This is a genomic window from Candidatus Delongbacteria bacterium (genome assembly GCA_041675285.1).
GTDB lineage: Bacteria > CAIWAD01 > CAIWAD01 > CAIWAD01 > CAIWAD01 > CAIWAD01.
On the sequence record JBAYTZ010000011.1, the window covers coordinates 1 to 26,425 of the forward strand.

A 26,425-nucleotide genomic window follows, 5' to 3' on the forward strand; every position below is an offset into this window, starting at 1 on the left:
CCCCGGCTTGACCGGGGGATCCCATCACAGGGCTGCCATCCGGCCGCTAATGCGCAGATGTAAACCCCGCTTGACAGTGCTCTGGCACCGGCCTGGCACCGGTCTGGCACCGACCTGGCACCGACCTGGCACCGACCTGGCACCGACCTGGCACCGACCTGGCACCGACCTGGCACCGGTCTGGCACCGACCTGGCACCGGCCTGGCACCGGCCTGGCACCGGCCTGGCACCGGCCTGGCACCGGCCTGGCACCGGCCTGGCACCGGCCTGGCACCGGCCTGGCACCTTGCTGGAAACAGCAACGGCCCCTCGCGGGGCCGTTGTGGAATCCTGGGCGGAACGCTCAGGCCAACGGATTGCTCCATTCCAGCAGGCGCACCATCAGGGCCTTTTGGGCGTGCATGCGATTCTCGGCTTCGTCGAAGACCACGCTGCGCGGACCGTCCATCACTTCGTCGGTGATCTCCTTGCCGCGCTCGGCGGGCAGACAGTGCATCACCAAGCAGTCCTTCTTCGCCAGATTCACCAGTCCCTGGTTGATCTGGTAGGCCTTGAGCAGGCCGGCCTTGGCTTCCGCCTGATCCTTCTGTCCCATGCTGGCCCAGACGTCCGTGTAGAGGACGTCCGCCCCCTCGGCCGCGGCGCGTGGATCATCGGTCACCACGATCTTGGACAGCCCTTCCGCCTGGGCCGCCTTGAGGATGCCCGGATCCGGCAGACAGTCCGGGCTGGTGGCGATGCGCAATTCCATCGGAATGCGCCGGGCCAAGTTCAGCCAAGAGTTGGTCATGTTGTTGCCATCACCCAGGTAGGTCACCACCAGATCGTCCACCGTGCCCTTGTGTTCCCAGACCGTGAAGATGTCCGCCAGCACTTGGCAAGGATGGGTCAGGTCGGTCAACATGTTCACCACGGGCACGGGCGCATGCAGCGCCAATTCCTCGACGGAGCAGTGGCTGAAGGTGCGGATCAGGATGGCGTCCACGTAGCGGCCCAGGACCTTGGCCACGTCGTGGATGGACTCGCGCTTGCCGAGTTCGATCTCCTTCTCCGTGATGTAGAGCGTGCTGCCGCCCAGCTGGGCCAGGCCCACCTCGAAGGAAATCCGCGTGCGCAGCGAGGGCTTGTGGAAGATGCAGGCAAAGGACTTGTTGGCAAAGGGCTTCCGGTAATGGCCCCGCCGCACTTCCGCCTTCATCTCCGCGGCCAGGGCCAGCATGCCCCGCAGTTCCTCCGCCGTGAAGTCGATGAGCTGCAGACAATCGCGCTTCATGTATCCTCCAGAATTGCTCGGTTGATCCACCTGATTCCGTCTCGTGCCGCTTCGCGCGGGTCGCCGCCGCCCCTTCCCCCTGTTCCAGCCACAGCGCGCTGCGCGCGGCCAGGTGTCCCGTACTCCGCCGCCTTGGCCGCGCCGACTGGAGCGCGGCCGCGGAACCGTGCAGGCGCCGGACCTGGCCCGCCGTCGGGCCGCCGATGGGGATAGATGAAGGCAGGTCTCCCGCTGGCCGGGGCCAATATAGCACGGAAGGGGCTCCGTGCCCGAACCCCGCCGGCGCGGGAATCAGGGATTGAGGGCGGTGACCCGGTAGCGTGACACAAGCGGGCCGAGAGCTTCGGGCTCGTCCCAGCTGGTCGTCGTGACGGGCGGGCCCAGTGGCAGAAACTCCCCTTCGCCCTGCGCGCGCCAGACCTGATAGCGCTGGGCCTGGGAGACGGGCTTCCAACCCAGATGGATCTGCTCCCCCACCAGGCTGATGCTCAACTCGGGCTTGTCCAGCGCCAGCCAATCCACGCACAGGCCCAGATCATAGGCCGCCAGTTCCCAGCCCGTGCCGCGGTTCAGGGCGGAAACCCCGTCCCCGGCGGACGAACTCCCCCAAAGCAGCTGGCAGCCGTTGGTGGCGATGCCCAGCACGGAGACCCAGCCCGCCTGCAAATCCAGCGCCGGATCCAGCGGCAGGACCAGGGTCTTCAGTTCGGCCCCGTTGCCGTAGAACTGGCCGGTGGATTGGGGAATCACGGCCAGGCTCTGCTCGAACAGAAGCGCGCCGGGCCGTCCGTCGGCGTCCGCATGGATGCGCAGCCGCACCCGCACCCGGAGATCCAGGCAGGGAGCCCAGCCGCCATCGGCATAGCGCAGTTGCAGGCAGGGCACGCGCAGCCCGGTGGCCGGGCTGTCGCCCTGAAACCACTCGGCGCGCTCGAAGGCGCGGCTTTGATCACTGGTGCCGAACACCCAGCCCGCGTCGGGCGCCACCACCGGTTGACAGGTGGAGTCCGCCCGGACGGCACCGGCCAGAACCAGACCCAGGGCGGCCGAACCCAGGATCCCGTTCCAACCGGACAAAGCTGAGCGATCCAGGCGCAATCCGTCTAGCAGGGTCATGTGTGTGAGTCCTGACGGTTGGGCGAATCGTTCCTCGTCCGCTTCGAAACTAGCATGGTGACCGGGCCGGAAAAAGGACCACCCTCGTTCAGATTCCAGTCCTCGCGCGAGTGGAACGGGCATCCACCGGATTTGGCCCAAAAAAGCCCCCGTCCACGGGGACGGGGGCTTGGTCGGTCGGTTGGGACCGGGAGGGCTGCTACTCGCAGACCGCCACGATCTGGTAGAACTTGTGGCCAGCGGCCTGGGCACCGAGATCGGTGTAGGACGTGGTGGCCGAAGTGCCGATCTGGCTGAACGGACCGTAGCCGTAGGAGGCCGCGAAGACCTTGTAGCTCGCGGCGCCATCCACGGCGTCCCAGCTCAGGTTCGCGTTGCCGCTGGCGATGGTCACGTTCGCGTTGTACGGGATGCCGCAGGGAATGAGCGGCTTGATCCGCAGGGCCAGCAAGTCGCCGATCCGGCCACCCACATCGTCGAAGTTGACCTGCAGGCCCACGGAGGCGTCGGCGTTCTCAATGCCGACGGTGGCATCCGCGTCCTGGGTCTCGGCCACGACCTGATAGTAGATGTCGATGGTGCCGTCCACCTTCAGGACAGCCTGGAAGGTGAAGCGGTCGGCACTGCTGCTCAGCGGGTGCACGTTGTTCCACTGGAAGATCACGCGGTTGTTGGCCACGTCGTTGTACTGGTACACGGCGCCGGTCGGGGCCGCCGTGGGCACGTACATGTCATCCCAGAACACGGCCACGGTGGCATCGGGCAGGCCCGCGGTGGGCAGGGCCGTGTTGCTGTAGGCCGTGGCCGACGCGCCGAAGTTCAACCAGCCGTTGGTGCAGACGTTGGCCGTCGTGTAGTTCGTCCCGTAGAAGGGGAAGGCGAAGGGCAGGGTCACCGCCACGACATCGTCGTCCCCCTGGATGTCCAGGGAATCGCCGATGGCGCTAATGTCGGTCCAGCTGTAGGTCACGTTGCCACTGGGATCGTCGCTGTTCATCCACGTGTAGCCGGCGGCATCCGGGCCACCGCTGGTGGGACGGGAAACGAAGAAACCCGTTTCCGTGTTGGAAGCGGCGGACTCGCCCGCGTCGAACTGGGCCGTCACGTGGTAGGTGTAGACCTGGCTCTCAACCGGCGGGATGTCCGTGTAGTTGGTGACGGCGCTGGTGCCGATGAGGCCGCCGTCGCGGTACACGTTGTAGGTCAGGAAGCTGCGCTGCGCGCCCTGGGCCAGCCAGGCCGCGTGGGCCGTCTGGAAGGCGGCAACGGCTTCGCTCTTGCTACCGAACAGGGGCAGGAAATCCTCCACGCGCGGCTCGGGGCTGCTGAAGGCCACGGCCCAGGCCGGAGCCGTCCAGGTCAGGAGCACGTCGCCGTAGCCGCCGTCGGAGGCGGCCAGGCCGGTCGGGGCCAGCGTGTAGTCCACCACGGAGAAGCTCCAGGTGGGGCTGGTGGTGGTGTTGCTGTTCACCGAGTTGTCAACGGCCACGATGTAGTACATGACGTCGCTGCCGCCCGCCTGGGCCGGAATCTGGGCCGTGTAAAGCGGCGGGGTGCCGGCGCTCATGGCCACAGACTGGTACCCGCCGCCGTTGACCTGATAATACAGGGTGGCGGAGGCGACCTGGTTGTCGGCGTCCGTGATGTCGGCGTTCACCGTGTAGGGGTTGGTGGCGTCTTCGGTGTTGGTCAGCGGCGTGTGCGCGATGGCCGGGCCCACCCAGTCACCCAGCGGGGCGACGAAGAAGGTGGTCACGCCATCCGCCAGCCGGCTGCCGGCGCCGTTGTAGTTCGCCGCCAGACCCACCGTGCCCGTGCTGTTCTCGATGCCCAGCGTGGCTTCGGAGACGTCCGTCTCGATCAGGTTGGAGTAGTTGACCTTGATGTCGCCGTTCGCGTACAGCACCACCTGGTAGTCCAGGAAGGTGTAGGGGGACGCGGCGCCGTAGGGCGGCACGTGCCACTGCACGATGAAGCGGCCGTTGGCCACGTCGGACAGGTAGTGGATGGTCGAACCCACGTAGTGAGCCCCCATGTCATCCCAGAAGGGGGCGACGACGCTGTTGGGCGTGGCGGCGTCGGGCAGGTTCGTATTGGACAGCGAGCCGTTGCCCGTGCCGAAGGTCAGGAAGCCGTTGGAGGCCACGAACACGTCGGTCTGGTTCACCCCGTAGTAGGGCATGGTGAAGCCCAGCGCGTAGGGACCCGTGAAGCCGTCGTCCGTCAGGCCGGCGATGGGCGTGCCCGTGCCGCTGATGTCGATCCACTCGTAGTCGGGGCCGGCGTCGTCCACGCTGTTGATCCAGCTGTAGCCGGAAACGTCCGGGCCGCCCGAGGTGGGACGCAGGGTCTTGAAGCCCGTGTCCGTGTTGGAGGCGTTGGACTCGCCGCCGTTGAAGAGCGCCGTCACGTGGTAGGTGTAGACGTCTGCGGTGGGCGCATAGTCGATGTAGGTGGTGGTGGCGCTGGTGCCGATGAGGCCGCCGTCACGATAGATGTTGTAGTTCAGGAAGGAGCGCTCCGCGCCCTGGGCCAGCCAGGCGGCGTGGGCCGTCTGGAAGGCGGCGAAGGCCGCGTCCTTGCTCTGATGCAGGGGCAGGAAATCCTCGAAGCGCGGCTCGGGAGCCGGCTCGCCGAACATGGCCACGGCCCAGGCCGGCGCCGTCCAGGCCAGGTTCACCTGGTCCAGCAGGCCGTCGGACGCCGTCAGGCCGGTGGGGGCCAGGCTGATGTCCACCACGCTGAAGGCCCAGGTGGCGCTGGTGCCGGAGTTGGCCGGAACCGCCGTGTCCGTGGCCGTGATGTAGTACTGCACGTCGCTGCCCGCGGCCTGGGCCGGAATCTGGCCCGACCAGGCGGGCGGCATGCCGGCCGTCATGGGCACGGACAGGTAGCCGCCACCGTTGACCTGATAGTACAGGGTGGCGCTGGCGACGTTGCTCTCGGAATCGGTGATGTCAGCCGTGACGGTGTAGGGGTTGACCGTGTCTTCGGTGTTGCCCAGCGGGGTGTGCGCGATGCTCGGGGCCACCACATCGCCGGCGGGCCGATCGATGAAGACCGTCATGTTGTCCTGCAGGCTGCCGCCCAGGGTGTTGTAGCGGACCCGCAGACCCACCGCGCCCGTGCTGTTCTCGATCCCGATGGTCTGGTCGTTCATCGCGGCTGCCGTCTCGTCCACATTGAGATACTGCAGGAGGATGTCGCCGGACTCATACAAGATCGCCTGAACAGAGATGATCGGGGAATAGGCGCTGTACTTGCGCACGTTGGTCAACTGGAAGATGAACCTGTCGTTTGCCGGGTCCGCCAGATAATAGGCATGGCTGGTGCCGGCCGTGTACGCCAGGTCGTCCCAATACAACGCGATGAGGTTGTTGGGCACGGCCGCTGTCGGAATCTCCACGTTGAACGCATAGGACGTGGTCAACGCGTTGAAGGTGAGCACGCCGTTGGAGGTGGCGTACACCTGGGTCTGCACGGCGTCGTAGAAGGGGAAGTTGATCCCCAGGGGCAGGGCGGCCGTGTAGTTGTCATCAGTGAAGGTCGTGATCTCCGTCCCCGTGGTGGAGATGTCCACCCAGTTGATGGGCGTGCCGGAGGGGTCCAGGCTGTTGATCCAGGTATACCCGAAGGCGTCCGGACCACCCGTGGTGGGCCGCGGCTGGGCCACGCCCGAGTCGGTGGCCATGCTGGACTCGTTGGCCGTGAAGGCCGCCGTGACGCCGTAGGTGTAGGTGGTGCCCACCACGGCAGTCAGGTCCGTGTAGGTGAGCGACGTGGTGGTGGTGAGCAGGACCGCGTCCCGATAGATCTTGTAGTTGACGAAGGCGCGGTCGGAGCCCTGCAACTCGCCCTGCCACTGGGCCAGCGCCGCCTGCCAGGCCTGGTAGGCCTCGTCCTTGCTGCCGCTCAGGGGCAGGAAGTCCTCGAAGCGCGGCTCGTCAGAGGGCGCGCCCAGGGCCAGGGTGTGCACCCAGGCCGGAGCCGTCCAGGCCAGCACCACGCGCTCGGTCTGGTCGTCGGAGGCGGTAAAGGTCTGCGGAGGCTGGGTGTAGTCCTGCACCGCGAAGGTCCAGGTGCTGCTGGTGCTGGTATTGGGCACCGGGTCCGCCGCCGTCAGATAGTACTCAACCGTGGCGCCCAGGGGCTGGGCGGGGATGCTGGCGCTGAAGGCCGGCGGGGTGCCGGGGGTCATGGCCACGCTGGTCCAGGCGCCGCCGTTGGCGCGATAATAGAGATCGGCGCTCACCACTCCGGTGGCGTCGCTGATGTTCGCGTTGACCGTGAAGGGGCCGGCGTTCTCGCTGGTGGTCAGCGGCGTGTGGGTGAAGGTCGGGCCCAGTTCGTCGCCGGTCTGGATCCAGTACTTGATGGCCGTGTTGCTCTGCACCGGCCGTCCCGTGGCGTTGTAGGTCACCGCCAGGGCGGTGCCCGCCGTGCCGGCGCCTTCGATGCCCACGGTGGCACTGTTCAGCGTGCCGGCCATGGTGCCGTACTGCATGACCACGTAATCGTCGGTGGTGATGCCCAGATCGCCCGGGTAGAGGATGACTTCAAAGGTCTTGAAAAAGCCGTTGGGCGTGTCGGTCGTCTTGCCGATCTCGAACCACTCGATGATGAACCGGTTGTTGTCCACATCATGGTAGGTCCAGACCGAGCCGTGACCCGGAGTCGTGGCCGCCGTGCTCAGATCGTCCCAGAAGGGGTAAATGGCGAAGTTGGGCGCGCCGCTGGCCGGCAGGTTGGCGTTGCTGTACGCCGTGCTGGCCGCCGCGAAATTCAGATGGCCGTTGTTGCAGACATACATCGTCGTGCGGGGGGCGCCGTAGTAGTTGAAGCTCCACGGCAGGGTGATGGCCGGCGAGCCGGCGTCGTCAGACACCAGGCCCAGGTTGGTTCCCACCGTGGTGATGTCGACGAAGCTCACGGCGGGCCCGCCGGATTCGACGTTGTCCTTCCAGATGTAACCGCCGGAGTCCGGACCGCCCGAGGCGGCGCCGGCTGTGAGGGCCGCAGCAAGAACCACGCTGCCAGCCAAGGTCAACCATCGCTTCATAAATCCTCCGAAAAAGGGGTGTCGAGGTTCCGCAGGTGACAACTGGACCGGGACGCTTCCTGGTCATCTATTGAAAGGGGCTTCGGGCCGGCGGCGCGGTGCGCGCACATCGGACCCCGAATCTCCTGCAAACTTGGCTCCACATGGGGTTAAGGCCATTTGCCAACACAACTTGCGTCCGCCCTCGGACTTCCTTCGCGCTTTATTCCAAAAAGGAGGGCAGACCCGCTCCCAGCCAGTGTCCCAAGTGACGGAAGTTGGACAGCCGAACCCAGATTCAGCTTTGGATGGGGCCAAGGACTTGTAGTTGATCGGCCGAAAGGCCACTGAGATTCAGTTTGGCTGAAAAAAGGCCAGCCCCCGTTCCGAAGAACGAGGGCTGGCGAATGGGACAAGAATCGGGGCGGGGCGACTAGTCGCAGACGCTCACGATCTGATAGAACGTGCGGCCCGCGGCCTGGGCGCCGCTGTCCACGAAGGCCGAATCCACCACGGTGCCCAGCAGGGTGAAGGGACCGTAGCCATCCGTCGCGCCGTAGACCTTGTACCCGGAGGCGCCGCCCACGGCGTCCCAATCCAGGTTGGCGTCGCCGGCGGACATGGTGATCACCAGGCCCGTGGCCACGTCGCAGGGCTGAACCGGGCTGAAGCGCACGCTCAGCAGGTCACCCAGCCGGCCGCCGCTGCCATTGTAGTTCACCTGCAGGCCGATGGTGCCGTCGGCGTTCTCGATGCCGGTGGTGGCTTCCGCAACATCCGTCTCCACCAGGTTCAGGTAGTTGACGCGGATGCTGTTGTCGGCGTAGAGCACCACCTGGAAGTCCAGGAAGGTGTATGGCTCGATGCTGCCGTAGGCCGGCACGTGATACTGCACGATGAAGCGGCCGTTGGCCACGTCGGACAGGTAATGCACGGTGGAGCCCACGTAGTGCGGGGCCAGATCGTCCCAGAAGGCGGCGATCAGGTTGTTGGGCGTAAAGCCGTCCGGCAGGATCGTGTTGCTCAGGCTGCTGACGCCGGCGCCGAAGCTCACGGCGCCGTTGCTGCCGATGTAGAGGTCGGTCTGGGCCACACCGTAGAAGCTGAAGGGGATGCCCAGGGCGAAGGGTCCGACGGAATTGTCATCCGACAGGGTGACCGCCGTGCCTGTGGCGCTGATGTCCGTGAAGGAATAGCTCACCTGGCCGCTGGGGTCGTCGCTGTTCATCCAGCGATAGCCGAAGGCGTCCGGGCCACCCTGGGTGGGCGTAGGCAGCATCATGCCCGAGTCCACGTTGGAGGAAAGGGATTCGCCACTGGTCCAGAGGGCCGTCACGCGGTAGTCATAGGCCGTGTTGAAGGCCGGCGGGACATCGATGTAGGTCAGCGTGTAGAAGCTGGCCACCGTGCCCACCAGGACGTCGTCGCGGTACACGTTGTAGCCCGCGAACACGCGCTCGGCATCCACCCGGGCCAGCTCGGCCAGGGCCTCTTCCTTGCTCAGGCCGGAGGCCACCAGCGCCTCGAAAGCCGGCGGGGCCGCGGGATAGCCCCAGGTCAGGGTCACGTTGCCGAAGTTGGCATCCGTCGCCACCAAAGTCTGGGGAGCCAGGGTCCAGTCCACCACGTCGAAGTAGCACGTGCTGGTGGTGACGGTGTTCACGCCGTCCACAGCCTGGATGTAATAGCCAACCACCGTGCCGTTCACTTGGGCGGGGATGGCTGCCTCATACACGTCGCCGCCCATGTTGGTCATGGCCACGGTCATGTAGGTGCCGTAGTTCAGCGCGTAATACAGGGTGGCGCCGGTCACGCCGTTGTCATCCGTGATGGTGGCGTTGACGGTCCAGGGACCCTCGTTCTCCTGGTCGCCCAGGCAGGTGTGGGTGATGGCCGGGGGCAGGTCGCAGACCGCACCGCAGGTGAAGGAGGCGCGATAATTCTCTTCCGCGGGCACGCCCGTGAAGCCGCTGGTGGCGACGAAGGCATAGTAGGTGCCGGCGGGCAGGCAGGCCGTGGTGACGCTCAAGTTGCCGACGCCCGTGTCCGAACCGTAGGACGTGAAAGCGTCCACGCAGTCGTAGGTGAAAATGTCGATGTAGGTGTCGACGCAGCAGGAGACGTTGAAGGTGACCGGCTGGCTGTCCGTCAAGGTGAAGGAATACCAGTCCGTGTCCCGGCTGTCCAGGCCGCTGCTGTCACTGACGAAGGTGAAGATGGTGCCGCACCACTCGTCGCCGCAAGCCAGCGGGCTGGTGACGTTGGGCGTGGAATTGCAGCCGCCGTTGGTGACGTCGTTCCCCGTGTAATAGGCTTCGCCTTCCGTGGGCAGGCCCGTGCAGTCCACGGGCGTGCAGAGGCCCACCTGCTCGATGGTGAACAGGCCCGAGCCCGTCAGACCGGCGCTGTAATGCGTGATGATCAGATGGTAGCTGCCCGGAGTCAGCGCCCAGGTCATGTTGGCGTTCCAGCTGCTGCCGCCGCCCGAGCAGCTGCCGTCCACGTAGGCGATCTCCGTGGGCGTGCCCGTGCAGGGATTGGTGCTCAGCAGGTAGAAGTCGGAGTCGAAGGTGGTGGTGGGATAGCAGGTGGAGAAGAAATAGTCCCCGGCCTGGCTGACGGTGAAGTCGAAGCCGATGTCCGGCGACGTGTTGCCGTAGACGTTGCCGCTGCCCACCGTGCTGAAGGTCGAGTTGTAGGTGGTGCCAGAGATGTCGCCCAGGTTGGTCACGACATAGGCGTCACAGGGGCTCTCCTCCATGTTCAGGGAGACCTCGAAGGCGCCCGTGCTGGAGCCGGTGTTGGAGACCAGCAGCTGGTAGGTGCCCGCCTGCAGTTGCATGGCCGGAATCACCGCCGCATCCGTGCTGCCACCCGCTTCGCAGTAGAAGTAGGTGTTCGACGTCACCAGCGTGCCGCCGTCGCAGGGATTGCCGCTGTAGAGGTAAAGGTCCGCCGCGTAGGCCGTCCCCGGATTGCAGGAGCTGAAGGAGTACCAGCCCGCCGGAACCGTGAACTCGTAGCCGGCGTCGCCGCCCGCGCCGCCCACGACGCTGGACAGGCCCGTGTTGTTGCCCGTGACCGTTGTGGGCAGGCTGACCGTGGTGGGGGCATAGGTGTCGCAGGGGTTGCCACCCGAGGAGGTCACGCTCAGCGTGTAGGCGCCGCTGTAGGAGCTGTAGCCTTCCACGATGATGAAGTAGTTGCCCGGGCTCATGACCAGGCTGGCGATTTCGGACAGCACGCCGCACGCGTCATCGCTGCTCGCCACCTGGGTGCCCGGCGCGCCGGCCACGTTGGTGTAGATGCGCAGGTAGGAGTCCCAGGAGGGGTTGGTGGCGCACATGCTGGCGGTGATGGTGGACGTGGAGCCCAGACTCAGCCCATAAAACACGTCCGGGGCCGCATTGCCGATCTCACTGCCGTAGCCCACCGTCGTGCCTGAATCCGTGTACGGCAGGGCGGGAATCGCCAGGGCGTTGGAGGCAAAGTCGCCACCCTGGCGCGAGCCGTCGCCCGCTTGCGGCACGCCGTTGATCCGCAGGTCCAGCCAAGCTGGAATGTGCTGGCCGGCTTGCTTCAATTGCAGGTACAGCTCCTGATCCGACAGACCCGGAGCCACCTTGAGGGGCGCCGTCGCGGAAACAGAAGCACCCGCTTGTGCGGAAACCCCGCCGCCGGCCGCAAAGGCGACCACGACGGTGCTCAAACACAAGCCCAACAAGACAAGCTTCTTCATGCGAATCCTCCGTAAGTGTGGGTTGAAGAAAGCTGAGACAGGTCGTTCAAGTTCAAGTTGGGGCAGCTGTCAGACTCCGCCCGCAGGCCAGCGGGCAACAATTATGCCACTCAAAAGGCCCGCTAATCGCAGTTGATAATTTACTGACAAGGCGGATGTGGGCTGTCCATTCTCTTAACGGAAAGCTCACGTGTCGAGTCTTGGGCGGCGATTGTTCAAAATCCGACAGGCGCCCGCCAGCTTTGGAAACCATAACAGAGCCTGTTCTCCCACGTCGGTTGAGCTTGCCTTCCGCACCTGCCCGCCCTGAAAAAGCAGACACGCCCGCGGCCAGGCCGCGGGCGTGTCGAGGGGTTGTTGGCTGGCAGGCGCGCCCGAACCTCAGGGTTCAGCGGCCTGGTTCCGGTGTTGGCCCGGAGTCCGCGTCGTGTTCAGGATCCGCCGAGCGCGCTTCGTCGCGAGCCGCGCGGAAACCCGCTCCTCCCGTCAGCCGCACCAGACCCGTTGATGACGAGCACCTACTCGGCGCAGGTCGTGGTCACCTGGTAGAACCTGCGGCCCGCGGCCTGGGCGCCGCTGTCCACATAAGCCGACCCCACCACGGTGCCCAACAAGGTGAAGGGGCCGTAGCCATCGGTGGCGCCGTAGACCTTGTACCCGCTGGCGCCGCCCACGTCGTTCCAATTCAGAATGGCGTCGCCGGCCGACACGGAGATCTCCAGGCCCGTGGCCACGTCGCAGGGCGGAACCAGGCTGAAGCGCACGCTCAAGTTGTCACCGATGCGGCCGCCGGAACCGAGGTAGTTCACCTGCAGACCGACGCTGCCGTCGACATTTTCCAGGCCCACCGTGGCGCTGGCCACGCTGCCCTGCATGTCGAAGTAGTTCACGAAGAAGGAACCGTCAGCGTGCAGCACGACCTGGAACGTGTAGGGCGTGACGCTGTCGCTGATGTGGAAAATGCCCGTGTACTGCACGGTCAGCGTGCTGGCGCCGGCGTCCACCAGGGAGTGGATCGTGCCGCCCGTGGGGGGATAGAGGTCATCCCAGAACGCGCAGATCATGTTGTTGGGGGTCGCGGCGTCAGGGAGGGCCGTGTTGGTGTAGGTCGAGACGCCGGCGCCAACTCCCAACACGCCGTTGCTGCCCACGAAGATCTCGGTGTGGTTCACACCATAGAAGGGGAAAGCGAAGGGCAGGCTGACCTGGGCGAAGCTGTCGTCCGTCAAACTGTGCAGGACGGCACCCGGGGCCGCGCTGATGTCCGTGAAGGAGTAGCTCACGTCGCCACTGGGATCGTCGCTGTTCATCCAGCGGTAGCCGAAGGCATCCGGTCCGCCCTGGGTCGGCGGGGCCAGCATGAAGCCCGTGTCCGCGTTGGAGGAATTGGATTCGCCGCTGGTCCAGAGGGCCGTCACGCGGTAGCTGTAGACCGTGCCAAAGGCCGGCGGGACATCGGTGTAGGTCAGGGTGTAGAAGCTGGGCACCGTGCCGATGACGACGTCGTCGCGATACACGTTGTAGCCCGCGAACACGCGCTCGGCATCCACCCGGGCCAGCTCGGCCAGGGCTTCTTCCTTGCTCAGGCCGGATTCCACCAGCGCTTCGAGGGCCGGCGGGGCGGCGGGATAGTCCCAGGTCAGCACCACGCTGCCGAAGAGGCCGTCGCTGGCCGCCAGACTCTGCGGGGCCAGAGTCCAGTCCACCACGTCGAAATAGCAGGTGCCGAAACTGGTCAGGTTGCTGCCCGTGTCCAGGGCCTCGATGTAGTACTCCACGTAGGAGCCGCTGGCCTGGTTGGGGATGGCGGCTTCGTAGACGCCGCCGCCCATGTGGGTCATGGCCACAGTGGAGTAGGCGCCGGAGTTGACGGCGTAGTTCAGTCCGACACTGGTCAACCCGAAGTCGTCGGTCACGGTGGCGCTGACCGTCCACGGACCCGCGTTCTCCTGGTCCTCCAGACACGAGTGCGTGATGTTGGGCGCCAGGTCGCAGACCGTGCCGCAAGTCATGCTCACGTGATAGCCAGTCTCGATCGGCACGTTGGTGTAGCCGGAGGGCGCGATGACGAACAGGTAGTTGCCCACCGGCAGACAGGGCGTGGTCAGGCTAAGATCGCCCGCGGGGCCGGTGGCGAAGCCGTACTGGGTGGCCAGCAGGCAGTTGTCGTCGGCGAACACCCACATGTTGTAGCCATTGGCGCAGCTGTTGGCCGTGAAGGTGACCGGGGCGTTCTGGGTCATGGAGAACTGGAACCAGTCCATGTCCCGGCTGTCCTGCAAATCCACCGAACTATAAAAGGTGTGGAAGTTGCCGCACAGCTCGTCGCCGCAGCTCAGCGTGCCGTATTCCGGCGTGCCCATGTTGCAGCCGCCGTTGGTGACGTCCGTGTCCGTGTAATAAGCCTCGCCCTCCAGCGGCACGTCCGTGCAATCATAGGGCACGCAGGGGGCCTGCTGTTCAACGGTCAGCCGACCCGAGCCGCTGGTGCCGGCGTAGTAGCAGGTCACCACCAGGTGGTAGCTGCCCGGGGTCAGCGTCCAGATGGCGTTGGCGTTGTACGAATCGCCGCCACCCGTGCAGGAGCCATCCACGTATTGCAGCTGAGTGGGAACGGCCGCGCAGGGATTCGTGCTCAGCAGATAGAAATCCGAATCAAACAGCGTGTTGGTGTAGCAGGTGGAGAAGAAATAGTCCCCCGCCTCCGACACGGTGAAATCGTAGCCGATGTCCGGCGCGCTGTTGCCGTAGACGGTGGGGGCGCCCGCCGTGGTGAAGGTGTTGTCATAGTTCGCGGCGGAGATGTCGCCCAGGTTGACGACGGCATAGGTGTCGCAGGGGTTGCCGCCCGCCGAGCTCACGTCCAGCGTGTAGGCACCGGCGTTGGAACCGTAGCCCTCCACAATGATGAAGTAATCGCCCGGGGCCAGCACCTGCCCGGCGATTTCGGGCAGCAGCCCGCAGGCGTCGTCGCTGGAAGCCACCTGGGTGCCGGGCACGCCGGCCACGTTGGTGTAAATGCGCAGGTAGGCGTCCCAGGAAGGAGTGGTGGCGCACAAGCTGGCGGTGACCGTGGTCGTGGCGGCCACGTTCAGGCCGTAGAACACGTCCGGAGCCGTGTTGCCGATCTCGCTGCCGTAGCCCACCGTGGTGCCCGAGTCATTGTAGGGCAGGGAGGGAATCGCCAGGGCGTTGGAGGCGAAATCGCCCCCCTGCCGCGCGCCGTCGGCCGGCGCGGTCGGTCCGTTGACGTTCAGGCTCAGCCAGGCCGGAATGGGCCGACCCGTCCGCTTCAGCTGCAGATAGAGGGCCTCGTCCTCGGTCTGGCCCGGGGCCAGCTTGAGGGGCGCCGCGGCGGCAAGGGAAGCACCGGCCTGTGTCGTGACTCCGCCGTTGGCTGCAAAGGCAACCACGACGGTACTAATACACAAGCCAAGCAATAGAAGCTTCTTCATGCGATTCCTCCGTAAATGTGTGGTGAAGAAAGCTGTGACGAGTCGTTCCAGTTCACTGGCGCAGATTCAAGGATCCCGCCAAACACCGACCGGCAATTCCTATGCCACAGTAGCAGTATCTGAATCAGGAATTCTGCTTATTATAACCGCAATTTTATGACTCTTTATTCACAATAAAAAGTGACGATTGTCGGTTCTTGCGTGCTGGCTGTTCGAAATCCGGCGGGTGTCGCCCGCTGGTGGCGGCCACTTCCGGTCCCTGGGCGGCGGCTGGCCGCGCGGGGCCGAGGTCCCGGCCCAGACCAGAAAGCAGACACGCCCGCAGCCAGGCCGCGGGCGTGTCGAAAGAACGGCTCAGGGACCGGCGAGGGCCCGGTGAATCAGCGGCCGCGCACCGGGAGCTGCCGCTGGGTGCGCTCCGCGGGCAGGATGCGCAGCTCGCGGTCCGCCGAGTGCCGGGCGGGAAGCAGCTCCTCCAGCCGGCGCGAACGGATGCCGTCCGGATGCCCGTCCAGCCGGCGCAGGGCGCTGGCCGGGGCCTCGACCACGGGGACGCAATCGCGCACGGCGCGGTAGAACCACTGGCTGCCCGTGGCGGGCAGGGTCACGTCGCCCACGCTGGAGGACTCGCTGGCCACCACGCTGGCGCCGCTGAAGTCGTAGGCGTCGGCCGAGCGCAGGATGCGCACGGTCTCGCCGGCGAAGGGCTCCCAGCCCACGACCACGTTGCCACCCTGCTGCAGGATGCTGATCTGGATCGGCGTGCAGGAGCGAATCAGCTCCACGTCGTCGATGAACCAGTCGTCGGCATAGCTGCCGCCGTAGTAGAAGCTGACGGCCACCGAGTCGGGCAGGCTGTCCAGCTGGGCCGTCAGGTGGGCCCAGACGGGCGCGCCCTGGGTGTAGGTGCTGACGTCGAAGCCGTAGAGGTAGTTCAGGTTGCCGCCCTCCACGCCGTAGACCAGCAGGGCGTGCTGCACGGTGTCATCCGGATAGTTCTGGGTGTAGGCGTAGCGCAGGGTCAGGTCGTCGCCCAGCGGATTCTCCAGCAGGGTGTAGAGTTCTGACGACGCCGTGTCGCCCTCGGCCGTGTAGCGGTGGCCGGCCAGGGGGAAGCTGCGGTTCAGCCCGCCCGAGAACAGCTGCCAGTAGGCGCCGGCGTAGGACGTGTCGCCGTCGGCGCTGATGAACCAGTCCAGTTCCTCCGGGGCGCCCGACCAGTCGTTGGTCAGCGTGCCCTCGCTGCTGCCTGCGATGGCGAAGAACTGGCTGCTGTGGGCCACGGCGTTGCTCGTCCAGCTGATGTCCACCGAGGTGGTGTCGCGGAAGATCACGTTGGCGCCGGGCTGGAAGCTCAGGCTGAAGTCCACGCTCTGGCCGGGGGCCAGCACCACGGGCAGGCCGGCGATGGTCGCGCTGTAGAGCGCCGGATTGGTCACGCTGATCCCCGTCACCGTGGTGTTCATGCCGCCGGTGTTGGTGGCCGTGAAGGTCTCCGTCAGGGACTGGCCCACTTCCACGCGGCCCATGTCCACGTCCAGGTCCGCCAGCTCCAGGTTGCCGGGAGGCGTCACCGTGTAGCAGAGGCCCACCTGCTGGATCAGGTCGCCGCGACCCGTGAACCACCAACCCCAGGCCGGCGGGACGGCGCCCTGGTTGAACATCTGGTTGCCGAAGGCCGCGCCCGTGCCGGTCACGCCCACGACGGCCAGTTTGTGGCCCGCGGTGGAGGGGATGAATTCCCACACCACGTGGAAGGGCACGCCGCCGGTGAAGCTGTAGCCCAGGCCGGCCAGGTTGACCTGGTCCCAGGTCCCGTAGACGGCGGCGAAGGGGGCGGCGTTGAAGTCCACCGGTCCGGCCACGACGCTGCCGGGCTCGCCGGCGTTGTCGCCGTGGACCCAGACGCGCAGGGTGCCGTTGTGGCCCACGACGGGGGCCAGGTTGTTGTTGTAGAACTGCAGGCGCATGAAGGTCAGCGCGCCGGCGGCGGCCGGATCGATGTAGTAGGCCACCTTGGTGAAGTTGTTGGTGCCGGAAACCAGCGGGAAGGAGGACGTGAAGGTCGCCGCGTAGCCGTCGTGGTAGGCGATGGTGTCGCACTGCTGGGCGCGGGCGCCCAAGCTGGCCACGAGCAGCAGCAGGATCCAGAGGATTCTCTTCATGGAGGGGCTCCTGGTCTTGGGTTGATTTTGATGAACGTACCGTTCCACGCAAAGGCTGTGCCACGGACAGCCAGTGGCGATTCCTTCACGCCAGCGCCTCTTTCTTCGCGTCTGTTCCACCTAGCCCGAAGGAAATGCCGGGGATTGAACAATCCGCCACGAGGGCACTGGACCGCGGCGGACAAACAAAGGGCGCCCGCAGGCGCCCCTTGACGTAGTCGGATCGGCGAAGCGCTCAGGCGTCGGGCCCCAGGAAGGGATAGCCGAAGTGCCGCGGCGCGTCGTAGGTCTCCTTGACCGTGCGCACGCTGGCCCAGCGCAGCAGGTTGAACAAGCTGCCGGCCTTGTCGTTGGTGCCGGACTTGCGCGCCCCGCCAAAGGGCTGCTGGCCCACCACGGCGCCGGTGGGTTTGTCGTTGATGTAGAAGTTGCCCGCGGCGTTGCGCAGGATGTGGTTGGCCAGCTCCACGGCGTCGCGGTCCCGGGCGAACACCGCGCCGGTCAGGGCGTACTCGCTGGTCTGGTCCGCCAGCCGCAGGGTCTCTTCGTACTGGTCGTCCTCGTAGACCAGGAACGTGAAGACCGGCCCGAAGATCTCCTCCTCCAGGCTCTTGAAGTGCGGGTTGGTGGTCTGGATCAGCGTGGGCTCGATGAAGTAGCCTTTCGAATCGTCGCAGCCGCCGCCCCAGATGACCTCCGCGTCGGGCGCGGCCTGGGCGTGGACGATGTAGGCCTTGATGGACTTGTAGGCACCCTTGTCGATCACCGCGCCGACGAAGTTCGTGAAGTCCTCCACGTCGCCCATTTTCACCTGCTTCAGCTGGGCGAACAGCTCGTCCTTCAGGGCCGGCCAGATGCTGCGCGGGAAGTAGCCGCGGCTGGCCGCCGAGCACTTCTGGCCCTGGTACTCAAAAGCGCCGCGCACCACGGCCGTGGCCAGCTGCTTGACGTCCACGCTGGAGTGGGCGAAGATGAAGTCCTTGCCGCCGGTCTCGCCGACGATGCGCGGGTAGCTCTTGTAGGTGTCCATCCGCTCGCCGATCAGGCGCCAGAAGTCGTTGAACACGCCGGTGGAACCCGTGAAGTGAATGCCGGCCAAGTGCTTGCTGTTGAAAATCACGTCGCTGCAGGAACCGCCCGGGAAGGGCAGGAACTGGATCACGCCCGCGGGCAGGCCGGCCTCGCGCAATACCTTCATGATCACCCAGTTGCTGTAAATGGCCGTGGTGGCCGGTTTCCAGATGGCCGAGCAGCCCATCAGCGCCGGACTGGTGGGCAGGTTGCCGCCAATGGAGCTGAAGTTGAAGGGGCTGACGCAGAAGACGAACCCTTCCAGCCCGCGGTACTCGAGCCGGTTCCACATCCCGGGCGAGCTGATGGGCTGGATGTCCTGGATTTGCTGGGCGAAGTAGACGTTGAAGCGCCAGAAGTCCGCCAGCTCGCAGGCGGCGTCGATCTCGGCCTGGTAGACGGTCTTGGACTGGCCCAGCATGGTGGCCGCGTTGACCTCGTCGCGGTACTTGCCGCAGAGCAGGTCGGCGGCGCGCAGAAAGACCGCCGCCCGGGCGCGGAAGGGCAGCTCGGCCCAGGCCACCCGGGCCTGCTCCGCTCCGTCGATGGCCTTCTGCGCCAGCTCGGGATCGGCCAGGCTGCAATGGGCCAGCACGTGGCCGTGCTGGTGCGGCATCACGGCGTCGCGGCGCACGGCCGTGTGGATCTCCTCGCCGTTGATCAGCAAGGGGATGTCGATCACCTGGCTGCGCATTTCTTTCAGCTTGGCCTGGATGGCGGCGCGTTCGGGGCTGCCCGGCGCATAGGCGCGGACGGGTTCGTTATAGGGAATCGGAACGGGATACGAGGCGAGCATGATGGCTCCTATTGGCTGATTGGCCCAGGGCATCCGCCTTTCATCACACGCGCGGACGCAGCCCCAATTTCGGAGCCGCCCCTGCGTGTGTCAAGGGCAGCGCGCCTGCAGCGCCTTTCATCCCGCCATCTCCCGGCTTGACCGGGGGATCCCATGACAATTGCGAGGCGAAGCCACTTCCCTTCCCTCGCGCCCCGCGGGGGAAGGCGCGACCCGGCAACGCCGGGGCGCGATGGGATGGGGGCATGCCACGCCAATTGCACGCCATCGCGGCGGCAGCCGGGAACCGTGTTTTCCACCTTTCTGCTGGCGCCAGAAATGGACACGGCTCTGGCACCGACCTGGCACCGACCTGGCACCGGCCTGGCACCGGCCTGGCACCGGCCTGGCACCGGCCTGGCACTGGCCTGGCACCGGCCTGGCACCGGCCTGGCACCGGCCCGGCACCGGCCTGGCACCGGCCTGGCACCGACCTGGCACCGGCCTGGCACCGCTTGATCCCGGTTTGGCCGGGAACCCTTGTTTTCCACCTTTCTGCTGGCGCCAGAAAGGTGGAGCCAAAGAGGCGCTTTTTCTCAGCGGCCGTAACTAGGCAGCCTCACGGCTGCCGTCGGACAGACGGCCGAGGCAGACTCTTCCTGCCTCCAGGTAGTTGGTTCGCCTGACGGCTTCACCCAGGTTCTGGTTCAGCCCTACCGGGCTTCACCTCAATCTACCTTTGACCCCCAGGTCTCACGATCACACGGTGACTCTGTGACTCTGTGTCGAAGGGCCACGCCAACCGCCCCATCACCCGCTTCGTGCCTTCGAGCCTTAGTGCTCAAACAGACACTCGAACGCGTCACCCCCAACCCAGGCAGTTCAATCTCTGTGCCTCTGTGCCTCTGTGGTGGAGTATCAGCGCGGGGGGCAAAAAGAAAGCCGCCCAAGCAGGCGGCTTTTTGAATTAGCAACCAAGACCGACAACCTTCTCGCATTCAGACCCGTCTTTGGCATTGCACCTGAACGGCCAGCACACCTTTGCGTGGTGCACGGTTGGATGGGCTGGTTCTGAATCAGTTTGATCTTGCTGGCAAGCTGATGAGCGAAGATTGTGCCAGAAGTGAGAAGGTTGTCCATCAACGGTTTGACTAGTGGCCCTGCGTCCAGGGTGCCCGATCCTGCACAAAGCTGTTCAAGATCCGGACTCCGCCGGCCCAAGCTGGACCCGCCGGCCCTATTCCGTCCGTTGGCCGTCCGGGGAACGGCGCAGTTTCTCCAGCAGGGACGTGCTGCTGCGGCCTTCCAGGAACGGAATGCGCTCCACCCGGCCGCCCCGGGACAGCACCTCCGCCGCGCCCACGATCTCCGTCAGGGCGTAGTCCGCGCCCTTGGCCAGCACGTCGGGCTCCAGGGCCTGGATCAGGGTCAGCGGTGTATCCTCGTCGAACAGGACCACGGCGTCCACGGCGCGCAGGGCCAGCAGCAGCGCGGCCCGGTCCGCTTCCGGCATCAGCGGCCGCTCGGGTCCCTTGCCCAGCCGGCGGACGGAGGCGTCGCTGTTGAGCCCCACCAAGAGGGCGTCGCCCTGGGCCCGCGCCTGGGCCAGATAGCGGGCGTGCCCGGCGTGCAGCAGGTCGAAGACCCCGTTGGTGAACACCAGCCGGCCTCCCAGCAGGCGCAGGTCCGCGCGCCAGTCCCGGGCCTCCTCCAGGCTCAGCCAGCGGCCGGAGAACCACTCAACGGGCGACGCCATCGGCCACCTCGTCCAGTTCCATGCTGATCTTCCCCAGCTTGATCTGGAAGCGCGCCGAGAGCGGCAGCGCCTCGCGGTCATCGCTGAACTGCCCCCAGAATTCGCCCGTCAGGCCGGCGATGCCCTGGTAGTCCGCCTTGCCGTGCACATTGACCACCTTGCGCGCCTTGCCCTGGATGCGGGCCTGGCCGCGGCCGTCGTACTGGATGGTGGTGCGGTGGACTTCCTCGTCCACGATGGTCAGCACCGTGCCGTAGCGCCCCTCCCGCACCATGCGCCGCGCGGCGTAGAGCAGGCTGAGCCCGTCGAAGACCTGGCGGGCCAGCGGCAGCTCCTCGCGGAACACGTCGCCGTCGGCGTGGTAGCCCCGCGCCAGGAAGCGCATGTTCTCGTAGTCGAAGGAGTAGACCCGGTCGGAGCGCTGGTTGCCCTCCCGGGCGCGCAGCACGAACTCGGCGCTGTGCAGGCAGTGGGAGGGGATGAGCGCCTCGTACACGTCGTGCAGGTCGATGATCATCCGGTAGGCCGGGTTGCTGTCGATCTTGTAGTAGACGCGCCAGGCCTCCTGCTTGGCGCCGCCGCGCTGGATCTCGTCCCGCCGCCGCACACCCACTTTCAATTGCCCCAGCGGGATGATGCCGTAGCGCACCTTGTAGGTCCACTCGCGACCCACCGGGAAGAACTCGGGGAAGCGGTCGGCGTAGCGCTTGGAGTCCTGCTCCGGCGGCAGGCTGGCCCAGGTGGCCGCCAGACCCAGCGAGTCGCTCCAGGCCGCCAGGGATTTCCCGCTGGAGGCTGTTCCGTAGCGCGTGCGCAGCGTCTCCAGCCAGGCCCGCGCCAGATCCGTCCGGCCCTGCTTGTGGGCCAGGGCGATGGCGGACTCCAGCATGGGCCGCAGGGGAAAGACTTCGATGCCGCGATTCCAGCTCACCAGGGCGCGCTTGGGCATGCCCCCGCGCCGCTCGGCTTCGCCCAGGGCGTACCAGGCGAAGGGATTGTCCGGCCGCAGCTCCACCTGGTGCCCGGCCGTCTCGCGCAGACGGTTCAGATCCTTGCCATTGAGCAGGGCCTGCAGCAGGCGGTTGGCCGGCACCTGGCGCTTGGGCTGCTGGCGGTAGGCCTGCTCCAGCCACTTGAGGCCGCGGGCTGCGTCCCCGCCGGCCAGGGCGAAGCGTCCGGCGTGATACAAGGCGTTGCTCTTCTGCGGACCATTGGCCAGGGCCGCCAGCTCGCCCGCGACCTTGAGCAGCGAGCGCTGCCGGGCCTGGGCATCGCTGCCGCCCAGCGCCTGCTCGCCCTCCAGCACCAGCCGGTTGAGGCGGGCCAGCCCGCTGGCATCCGTGGCCTCCAGGCGTTTGAATTCCGCCAGGGCCTCCCCCGTGCGGCCCGCGGTCCAGAGGTCCAGACCGTGTTGCAGGGGGCCCTGATAGGCCCAGGCCAGCAGGGCCGTCCCCAGCAGCAGCAGGGTCAGCCAGACAGCGCGCCGCTGGATCTTCATGTTCCTCCCACGCCCCAAAGGGACAGCCAGGGAACCCAGGTCACCAGAGCGAGGGCCAGCAGCAGCAGCAGCAGGAACACCAGCGAGGCGCGATACAACTCCAGCACGGGGCGCTGGAAGCGGTAGCTGCCCAGGAAGAGGTTCAGGCCCACGGGGGGCGTCAGGTAGCCGATCTCGAGGTTCGTCATGAAGATCACGCCTAGATGCAGGGGACTCACCCCGAAGCTCTCCGCCACGGGCACGATGAGCGGCACCACCACGATGATGGCGCTGAAGATGTCCATCAGGCAGCCCACCACCAGCAGGAACAGGTTGAGCATGAGCAGGAAGGCCCCGCGCGAGCCCAGCCAGCTCTGCATCCACTCCAGCAGGCGCTGGGGGACTTCCGCGTCCACCAGGAAATTGGTCAGGCCCAGGGCCACGCCCAGAATGGCCAGCACGGCGCCCACCATGGCCATGCTCTCGCCGCCCAGCCGCAGCAGTTTGCGCCAGGGCAGCTCGCGCTGGATCAGGCCCTCCACCACCAGCACCACCACGGCCGTGACGGCCGCCGCCTCGGCGGGCGTGACGAAGCCGCCGTAGATCAAGACCAGCACCAGCGGCGGAATGGGCAGTTCCCAGGCGGCTTCGCGCAGGGCGCCCTTCAGCTCCGCGCCCGAGAAGGGCTGGCGCGGCAACTTGGCCCGCCCCGCCACCCAGACGGCGTAGGCGCCCAGAATCAGCAGGATCAGCAGCCCCGGCAGCAGCGCGGCACGGAACAGGTCGTCCACGCTGACCCCGGCCACCAAGCCGTAGAGGATCAGCGGCAGACTGGGCGGAAAGAGCAGGCCCAGGCTGCCCGAGGTGGTCATCAGGCCCAGCGAGAAGCGCTCGGGGTAGCCCTCCTTCACCAGGATGGGAAAGAGCAGGCCGCCCAAGGCGATGATGGTGACGCCGGAGGCGCCCGTGAAGGCCGTGAACAGCGCGCAGGCCAGCAGGCTCATCAGGGCCAGGCCGCCGGGCAGCCACGAGAGCGCCGCGTGGGAGAGGCGGATGATCCGCCGGGGCAGGCCCGACTCGGCCATGACGAAGCCGGCGAAGGTGAAGAGCGGGATGGCCACCAGCACGGGCTGGGAGGCCATCCGGTAGAGTTCGATGATGATCGCCGAGGCGTCGATCTCCGCGCCCTGGAAGGCGATCAGCGCGATCCAGGCGATCAGCACGAAGAGCGGCAGGCCCAGCAGGGCCACCAGGATCAGGCCCGCGCTGATCATGCGGCGTCCTCACCGATGGTCACAGGCAGGCCCGACTCCGGCGTGTAGGCCGGATCCAGCCGCAGGGGCAGGTTGAGCAGGAAGTGCAGGGCCATCAGCGCGAAGCCGATGGGAATCACCGCCTGGAGCGGCCAAGCGGGCCAGTCCAGCGGCTCGGCCAGGTCGCCGAACTCGCGCGTCATCAGGACGAAGTCCCGGGCGGCCAGGGCCAGGCGCAGGCAAATCCAGGCCGACAGGCCGTCCAGCAGCATGCCCGTCCAGCGGGCGGGCCAGCCCTTGAGCAGGCGGCCCAGTGCGTCGATGCGGATGTGCCGCGAGCGGCTGGCGGCCAGCACGGCGCCCAGCATGCCGATCCAGAGCACCAGGTGGCGGATCAGCACGTCGGCCCAGACCCAGCCGGACTGGGTCTGGCGCAGGATCACCTGCAGAAAGGACAGGCTCAGCAGCAGGGCCAGCAGCAGCAGCAGGGACCCCAGCTCGATGGCCTCCAGCACCCGGCGCAGGGCGGCCAGCGCCTTCAGGAGCGTTTTCATTTGCGCGCGCGCCGGGCTTTGATCAGCTGGCGAGCCTTCTCCAGCAGCTTGGCGTCATAAAGCGAGCCGGCCAGCTTGTCCTGGACGCGGATCCCCAGGGCCTCGAATTTCTGCGCCTCGGCCTCGCTCTGCGGCTTGACCCGCTGGATGCCGGCCTTGGCGAAGGCGGCCAGCGCCGTCTGGTTGTCCTTGCGGCTGGCCTGGGTGAGCTGGCGCAGCTTGCGGCGCGCGATTTCGCGGACCTTGCTCTGCTGGGCGGCGGGGATCTGGTCCCAGATCTTGCGGCTGACCAGCACGGCGCCGGCCGCGCAGGCCATGGGCGGGTCGCTGACGTAGCGCGCGCGGGACTGCCACTGCAGCACGCTGGCGGCGTAGGGCGAGGCGTAGGCCCCGTTGATCAGGCCGGTCTGGAAACTGGTCAGCACGTCGGGCAGGGCCAGCGGAATGGGCTTCAGGCCCAATTCCTGGAAGTAGGCGCCGGCCAGCGGGTCGCCCTCCCAGATCCACAGTTTCTGCTTGGAGAGGTCGGCCAGGCTGCGGACGGGCTCCCGGGTGAAGAAGTGCACGAAGCCCACCTCGGCCCAGCCCAGCAGGACGAAATCCTTCTCCTCGAACAGGGTGGAGAAGGTGCCGAACAGGCCTTCGAGGACCGTGTCCACTTCCGCGGGCGAGCGGAACAGGAAGGGCAGGTCCAGCACGCGGGACTGGGGCTGGATCAGGCCCAGGCCCACGCCCGTGAAGCCGCCGCCGTGGAGCTGGCCGATGCGGATCTTGCGGATGACATCCTTCTCGTCGCCCTGCACGCCCCCGGGATAGAACTTGAACTTGACGGCGCCGGCCGTGGCCTTCTGCACCTCGGCGTCCAGCTGCTCCATGATGTTCATCCAGGTGGAATTGCGCGGAGCCACGGTGGCGAACTTGATGACGGTCTGGGCCCAGCTCTCCGTGCCCAACAGGGTGAGCAGGCAGAGCAGCGCCAGCGCTGCGATACGCGACATGGAAGGTCCTCGACTTGATGGCCCAAGGTAGGAATGTGGCGGGCCTTCCGCGGGGCGGCGGCGGCGACGACAGCCTGTCGGGGACCGGGGTTAGAAGAGGTCTTCCCGGTGGGCGTCCAGCGAGTCCAGCTGGCGCAGGCACCAGGCGTTGAGCAGGGCCTGGGGATGCCGCAGCAGCTCGGCCCGGCGCTCCCGGGCGGCGGTCAGGATTTCGTCGAAACGCGCCTCATCCAGCGTGGCCGGGCAGTAGTGGCGGGCCTCGAAGAGCTTGGGCAACAGGAAATCCGGCCCCGTCAGCCGGGCGGCGGCCTGGAAGCGCTCCAGCCCGGCTTCGGGATCCCCGCCCACGAAGCGCGGCCGCGTGCAGGCCAGGGCCCCCAGGAACAGGTGCCCGGCCCCGAAGAAATAGCTCTCGTCCAGCTCCAGCCCGCGGGTCACCATGGCCTCCACCCGGGGCAGGGTGAAGAGGGCCTCCTGGGAATCCAGGTTGAGATTCATCCAGGCGCCGTAAGGAAAGGCGGTCCAGAACAGGGCGGGCAGATCGGCGGGCTTGCGCTGCGCCAGCCAGCTCTGAAACGTTTCCTCGTCCAGGGCGAACACGTCCTGGCCCAGCAGCTGCAGACCCACGTCCCGGGCCCGCAGGTAGAGCGCGCCGGCGCGTTCGTTGTCCTGCCCTTCCCAGAACACCAGCCCGTAGCCCGTCAGCGCCATGGCCTCCAGCTCGGCCAGCCGCGGCTTGTCGTGCGTGCGGCGCAGCCCCTGCAGCAGGTGCAGGTCGGTCTCGAAGGCGGTGCGGGCCAGGGCGGGATCGGGCTCGGCGTAGAGCGCGTCCACGAACTGGTCCAGCGCGGGGGTGACGCCGTTCACGGCCAGTCGCCGGACGGAGCAGCCGCTGCCGGCCACGCCCGCCAGCAGCAGGGCCAGGATCAACAGGGATCGCTTCATGGGGTGCGCCTCGTGTCCACTTCGCGGGCCAGATCGCGGGCGGCCTTCATCATCAAGCGGCCCGCCCGGTCCATCATGCCGGAGATCCAGGGCGTGTCCGGTTCGCGGCTGACCAGCAGGCGCCGGCCGCTGCCCTCCTCCAGTTCCAGGTCGTAGACCTCGTAGTCCAGCTCCACCCAGCCGAACTCGCGGTCGCTCTCGTCCATCAGGTTGAGCCCGAAGAGCAGGCGCTGGAACCAGTTGCGCGTGACGGCCTGCAGCCGCAGGGACTTCACCTCCAGCACGCGGCTGTCGTCGCCAGGCTCGACGCCGTACAGGCGCCGCCAGGCCGCGGCGTCCAACGGGCAGCGGAAGCTGCTGCGGGCAAGGCTGTCCGTGCGCAGCGGCAGAATGAGGACGAGGCCCCGGCGCTGGCACTCCTCGGCCAGGAAGCTCTGCCAGACGCGCAGATAGTCCTCCGCCTGGCCCCGACTCTTGTCCAGCTTGCGATCCATGCTGAAGTTGCCGCCCTGGCCGGCGGCCACGGGTGAGAGGAACAGGCTGTCCAGCGGATTGGTGAAGGGCAGGCCGCCCGCCGTGCCGGCGGGGAAATGGGACGCGCAGGAGAGCAGGCACAGGGCGCCCAGCAGACTGGCCACGTGGGTCCAGCGGCGCTGGATCAAAGCAAGCATGAGGTGCATGATGTTCCGTTTATTGAAACTGGGTCGTCCCTCCCACCACCCCCCACCCACCCGGGGCACTCGGAGAGTCTTAAAAGGATCCCGTACAAAGGCCGGAACTTGGGGGGTACAGACCCCAGCGTCCGCCCA

At 66.8% G+C, this 26,425-nt stretch carries 14 protein-coding genes; all 14 read right to left on the reverse strand.

Going from position 1 to position 26,425, the window contains the following annotated elements; all coding sequences use genetic code 11:
* Window positions 1-344 precede the first annotated feature (344 nt).
* Window positions 345-1,274 (reverse strand): ornithine carbamoyltransferase, encoded by a 930-nt coding sequence (argF, locus tag WC326_11270; GenBank protein MFA7331639.1) that lies wholly within the window; start codon window positions 1,272-1,274, stop codon window positions 345-347.
* 291 nt (window positions 1,275-1,565) lie between these two features.
* Window positions 1,566-2,390: a hypothetical protein gene (locus WC326_11275; protein ID MFA7331640.1), complete on the reverse strand. Its 825-nt coding sequence runs from the start codon at window positions 2,388-2,390 to the stop codon at window positions 1,566-1,568.
* A gap of 199 nt (window positions 2,391-2,589) precedes the next feature.
* Window positions 2,590-7,449 carry a hypothetical protein gene (locus WC326_11280; GenBank protein ID MFA7331641.1) on the reverse strand — a complete coding sequence of 1,620 codons (4,860 nt, stop codon included), beginning with the start codon at window positions 7,447-7,449 and terminating at the stop codon, window positions 2,590-2,592.
* 412 nt (window positions 7,450-7,861) lie between these two features.
* Complete coding sequence (locus WC326_11285; GenBank protein ID MFA7331642.1) at window positions 7,862-11,167, reverse strand: hypothetical protein; 3,306 nt, start codon at window positions 11,165-11,167, stop codon at window positions 7,862-7,864.
* 518 nt (window positions 11,168-11,685) lie between these two features.
* Window positions 11,686-14,622, reverse strand: coding sequence for a hypothetical protein (locus tag WC326_11290; protein MFA7331643.1), 2,937 nt, complete (start codon window positions 14,620-14,622; stop codon window positions 11,686-11,688).
* A 380-nt stretch (window positions 14,623-15,002) separates the two neighbouring features.
* Window positions 15,003-16,787, reverse strand: coding sequence for a hypothetical protein (locus WC326_11295; GenBank protein ID MFA7331644.1), 1,785 nt, complete (start codon window positions 16,785-16,787; stop codon window positions 15,003-15,005).
* Window positions 16,788-17,022: 235 nt separating this feature from the next.
* The gene (gene pruA, locus WC326_11300) at window positions 17,023-18,654 is read right to left on the reverse strand and encodes an L-glutamate gamma-semialdehyde dehydrogenase (protein MFA7331645.1); all 1,632 of its coding nucleotides are present in this window, start codon (window positions 18,652-18,654) and stop codon (window positions 17,023-17,025) included.
* Between the two features lie 1,216 nt (window positions 18,655-19,870).
* On the reverse strand, window positions 19,871-20,389 hold the full coding sequence (gene rfaE2, locus WC326_11305; GenBank protein MFA7331646.1) for a D-glycero-beta-D-manno-heptose 1-phosphate adenylyltransferase: 519 nt from the start codon (window positions 20,387-20,389) through the stop codon (window positions 19,871-19,873).
* Window positions 20,373-21,887 carry a DUF3108 domain-containing protein gene (locus WC326_11310; GenBank protein ID MFA7331647.1) on the reverse strand — a complete coding sequence of 505 codons (1,515 nt, stop codon included), beginning with the start codon at window positions 21,885-21,887 and terminating at the stop codon, window positions 20,373-20,375. The genes rfaE2 and WC326_11310 overlap by 17 nt, the downstream gene beginning before the upstream one ends.
* Window positions 21,884-23,140 carry a TRAP transporter large permease subunit gene (locus WC326_11315; GenBank protein MFA7331648.1) on the reverse strand — a complete coding sequence of 419 codons (1,257 nt, stop codon included), beginning with the start codon at window positions 23,138-23,140 and terminating at the stop codon, window positions 21,884-21,886. Before WC326_11315 ends, WC326_11310 begins: the two co-directional genes overlap by 4 nt.
* Window positions 23,137-23,673 (reverse strand): TRAP transporter small permease subunit, encoded by a 537-nt coding sequence (locus WC326_11320; GenBank protein MFA7331649.1) that lies wholly within the window; start codon window positions 23,671-23,673, stop codon window positions 23,137-23,139. Before WC326_11320 ends, WC326_11315 begins: the two co-directional genes overlap by 4 nt.
* A complete protein-coding gene (gene dctP, locus WC326_11325) occupies window positions 23,670-24,671 on the reverse strand; it encodes a TRAP transporter substrate-binding protein DctP (protein ID MFA7331650.1) in 1,002 nt (333 codons plus the stop codon). Before dctP ends, WC326_11320 begins: the two co-directional genes overlap by 4 nt.
* 90 nt (window positions 24,672-24,761) lie before the next feature.
* Complete coding sequence (locus tag WC326_11330) at window positions 24,762-25,616, reverse strand: TRAP transporter TatT component family protein (protein MFA7331651.1); 855 nt, start codon at window positions 25,614-25,616, stop codon at window positions 24,762-24,764.
* Window positions 25,613-26,296 (reverse strand): hypothetical protein, encoded by a 684-nt coding sequence (locus tag WC326_11335; GenBank protein ID MFA7331652.1) that lies wholly within the window; start codon window positions 26,294-26,296, stop codon window positions 25,613-25,615. Before WC326_11335 ends, WC326_11330 begins: the two co-directional genes overlap by 4 nt.
* Between the last annotated feature and the right edge of the window lie 129 nt (window positions 26,297-26,425).

Excerpts from the sequence above, each read along its gene's own strand:
- WC326_11315 (MFA7331648.1), bottom strand. The coding sequence starts at position 23,140 with ATGATCAGCGCGGGCCTGATCCTGGTGGCCCTGCTGGGCCTGCCGCTC.
- WC326_11280 (MFA7331641.1), bottom strand. The coding sequence starts at position 7,449 with ATGAAGCGATGGTTGACCTTGGCTGGCAGCGTGGTTCTTGCTGCGGCC.
- WC326_11275 (MFA7331640.1), bottom strand. The coding sequence starts at position 2,390 with ATGACCCTGCTAGACGGATTGCGCCTGGATCGCTCAGCTTTGTCCGGT.
- WC326_11295 (MFA7331644.1), bottom strand. The coding sequence starts at position 16,787 with ATGAAGAGAATCCTCTGGATCCTGCTGCTGCTCGTGGCCAGCTTGGGC.
- rfaE2 (MFA7331646.1), bottom strand. The coding sequence starts at position 20,389 with ATGGCGTCGCCCGTTGAGTGGTTCTCCGGCCGCTGGCTGAGCCTGGAG.
- pruA (MFA7331645.1), bottom strand. The coding sequence starts at position 18,654 with ATGCTCGCCTCGTATCCCGTTCCGATTCCCTATAACGAACCCGTCCGC.
- WC326_11330 (MFA7331651.1), bottom strand. The coding sequence starts at position 25,616 with ATGAAGCGATCCCTGTTGATCCTGGCCCTGCTGCTGGCGGGCGTGGCC.
- WC326_11310 (MFA7331647.1), bottom strand. The coding sequence starts at position 21,887 with ATGAAGATCCAGCGGCGCGCTGTCTGGCTGACCCTGCTGCTGCTGGGG.
- WC326_11320 (MFA7331649.1), bottom strand. The coding sequence starts at position 23,673 with ATGAAAACGCTCCTGAAGGCGCTGGCCGCCCTGCGCCGGGTGCTGGAG.
- WC326_11285 (MFA7331642.1), bottom strand. The coding sequence starts at position 11,167 with ATGAAGAAGCTTGTCTTGTTGGGCTTGTGTTTGAGCACCGTCGTGGTC.
- argF (MFA7331639.1), bottom strand. The coding sequence starts at position 1,274 with ATGAAGCGCGATTGTCTGCAGCTCATCGACTTCACGGCGGAGGAACTG.
- WC326_11290 (MFA7331643.1), bottom strand. The coding sequence starts at position 14,622 with ATGAAGAAGCTTCTATTGCTTGGCTTGTGTATTAGTACCGTCGTGGTT.
- dctP (MFA7331650.1), bottom strand. The coding sequence starts at position 24,671 with ATGTCGCGTATCGCAGCGCTGGCGCTGCTCTGCCTGCTCACCCTGTTG.
- WC326_11335 (MFA7331652.1), bottom strand. The coding sequence starts at position 26,296 with ATGCACCTCATGCTTGCTTTGATCCAGCGCCGCTGGACCCACGTGGCC.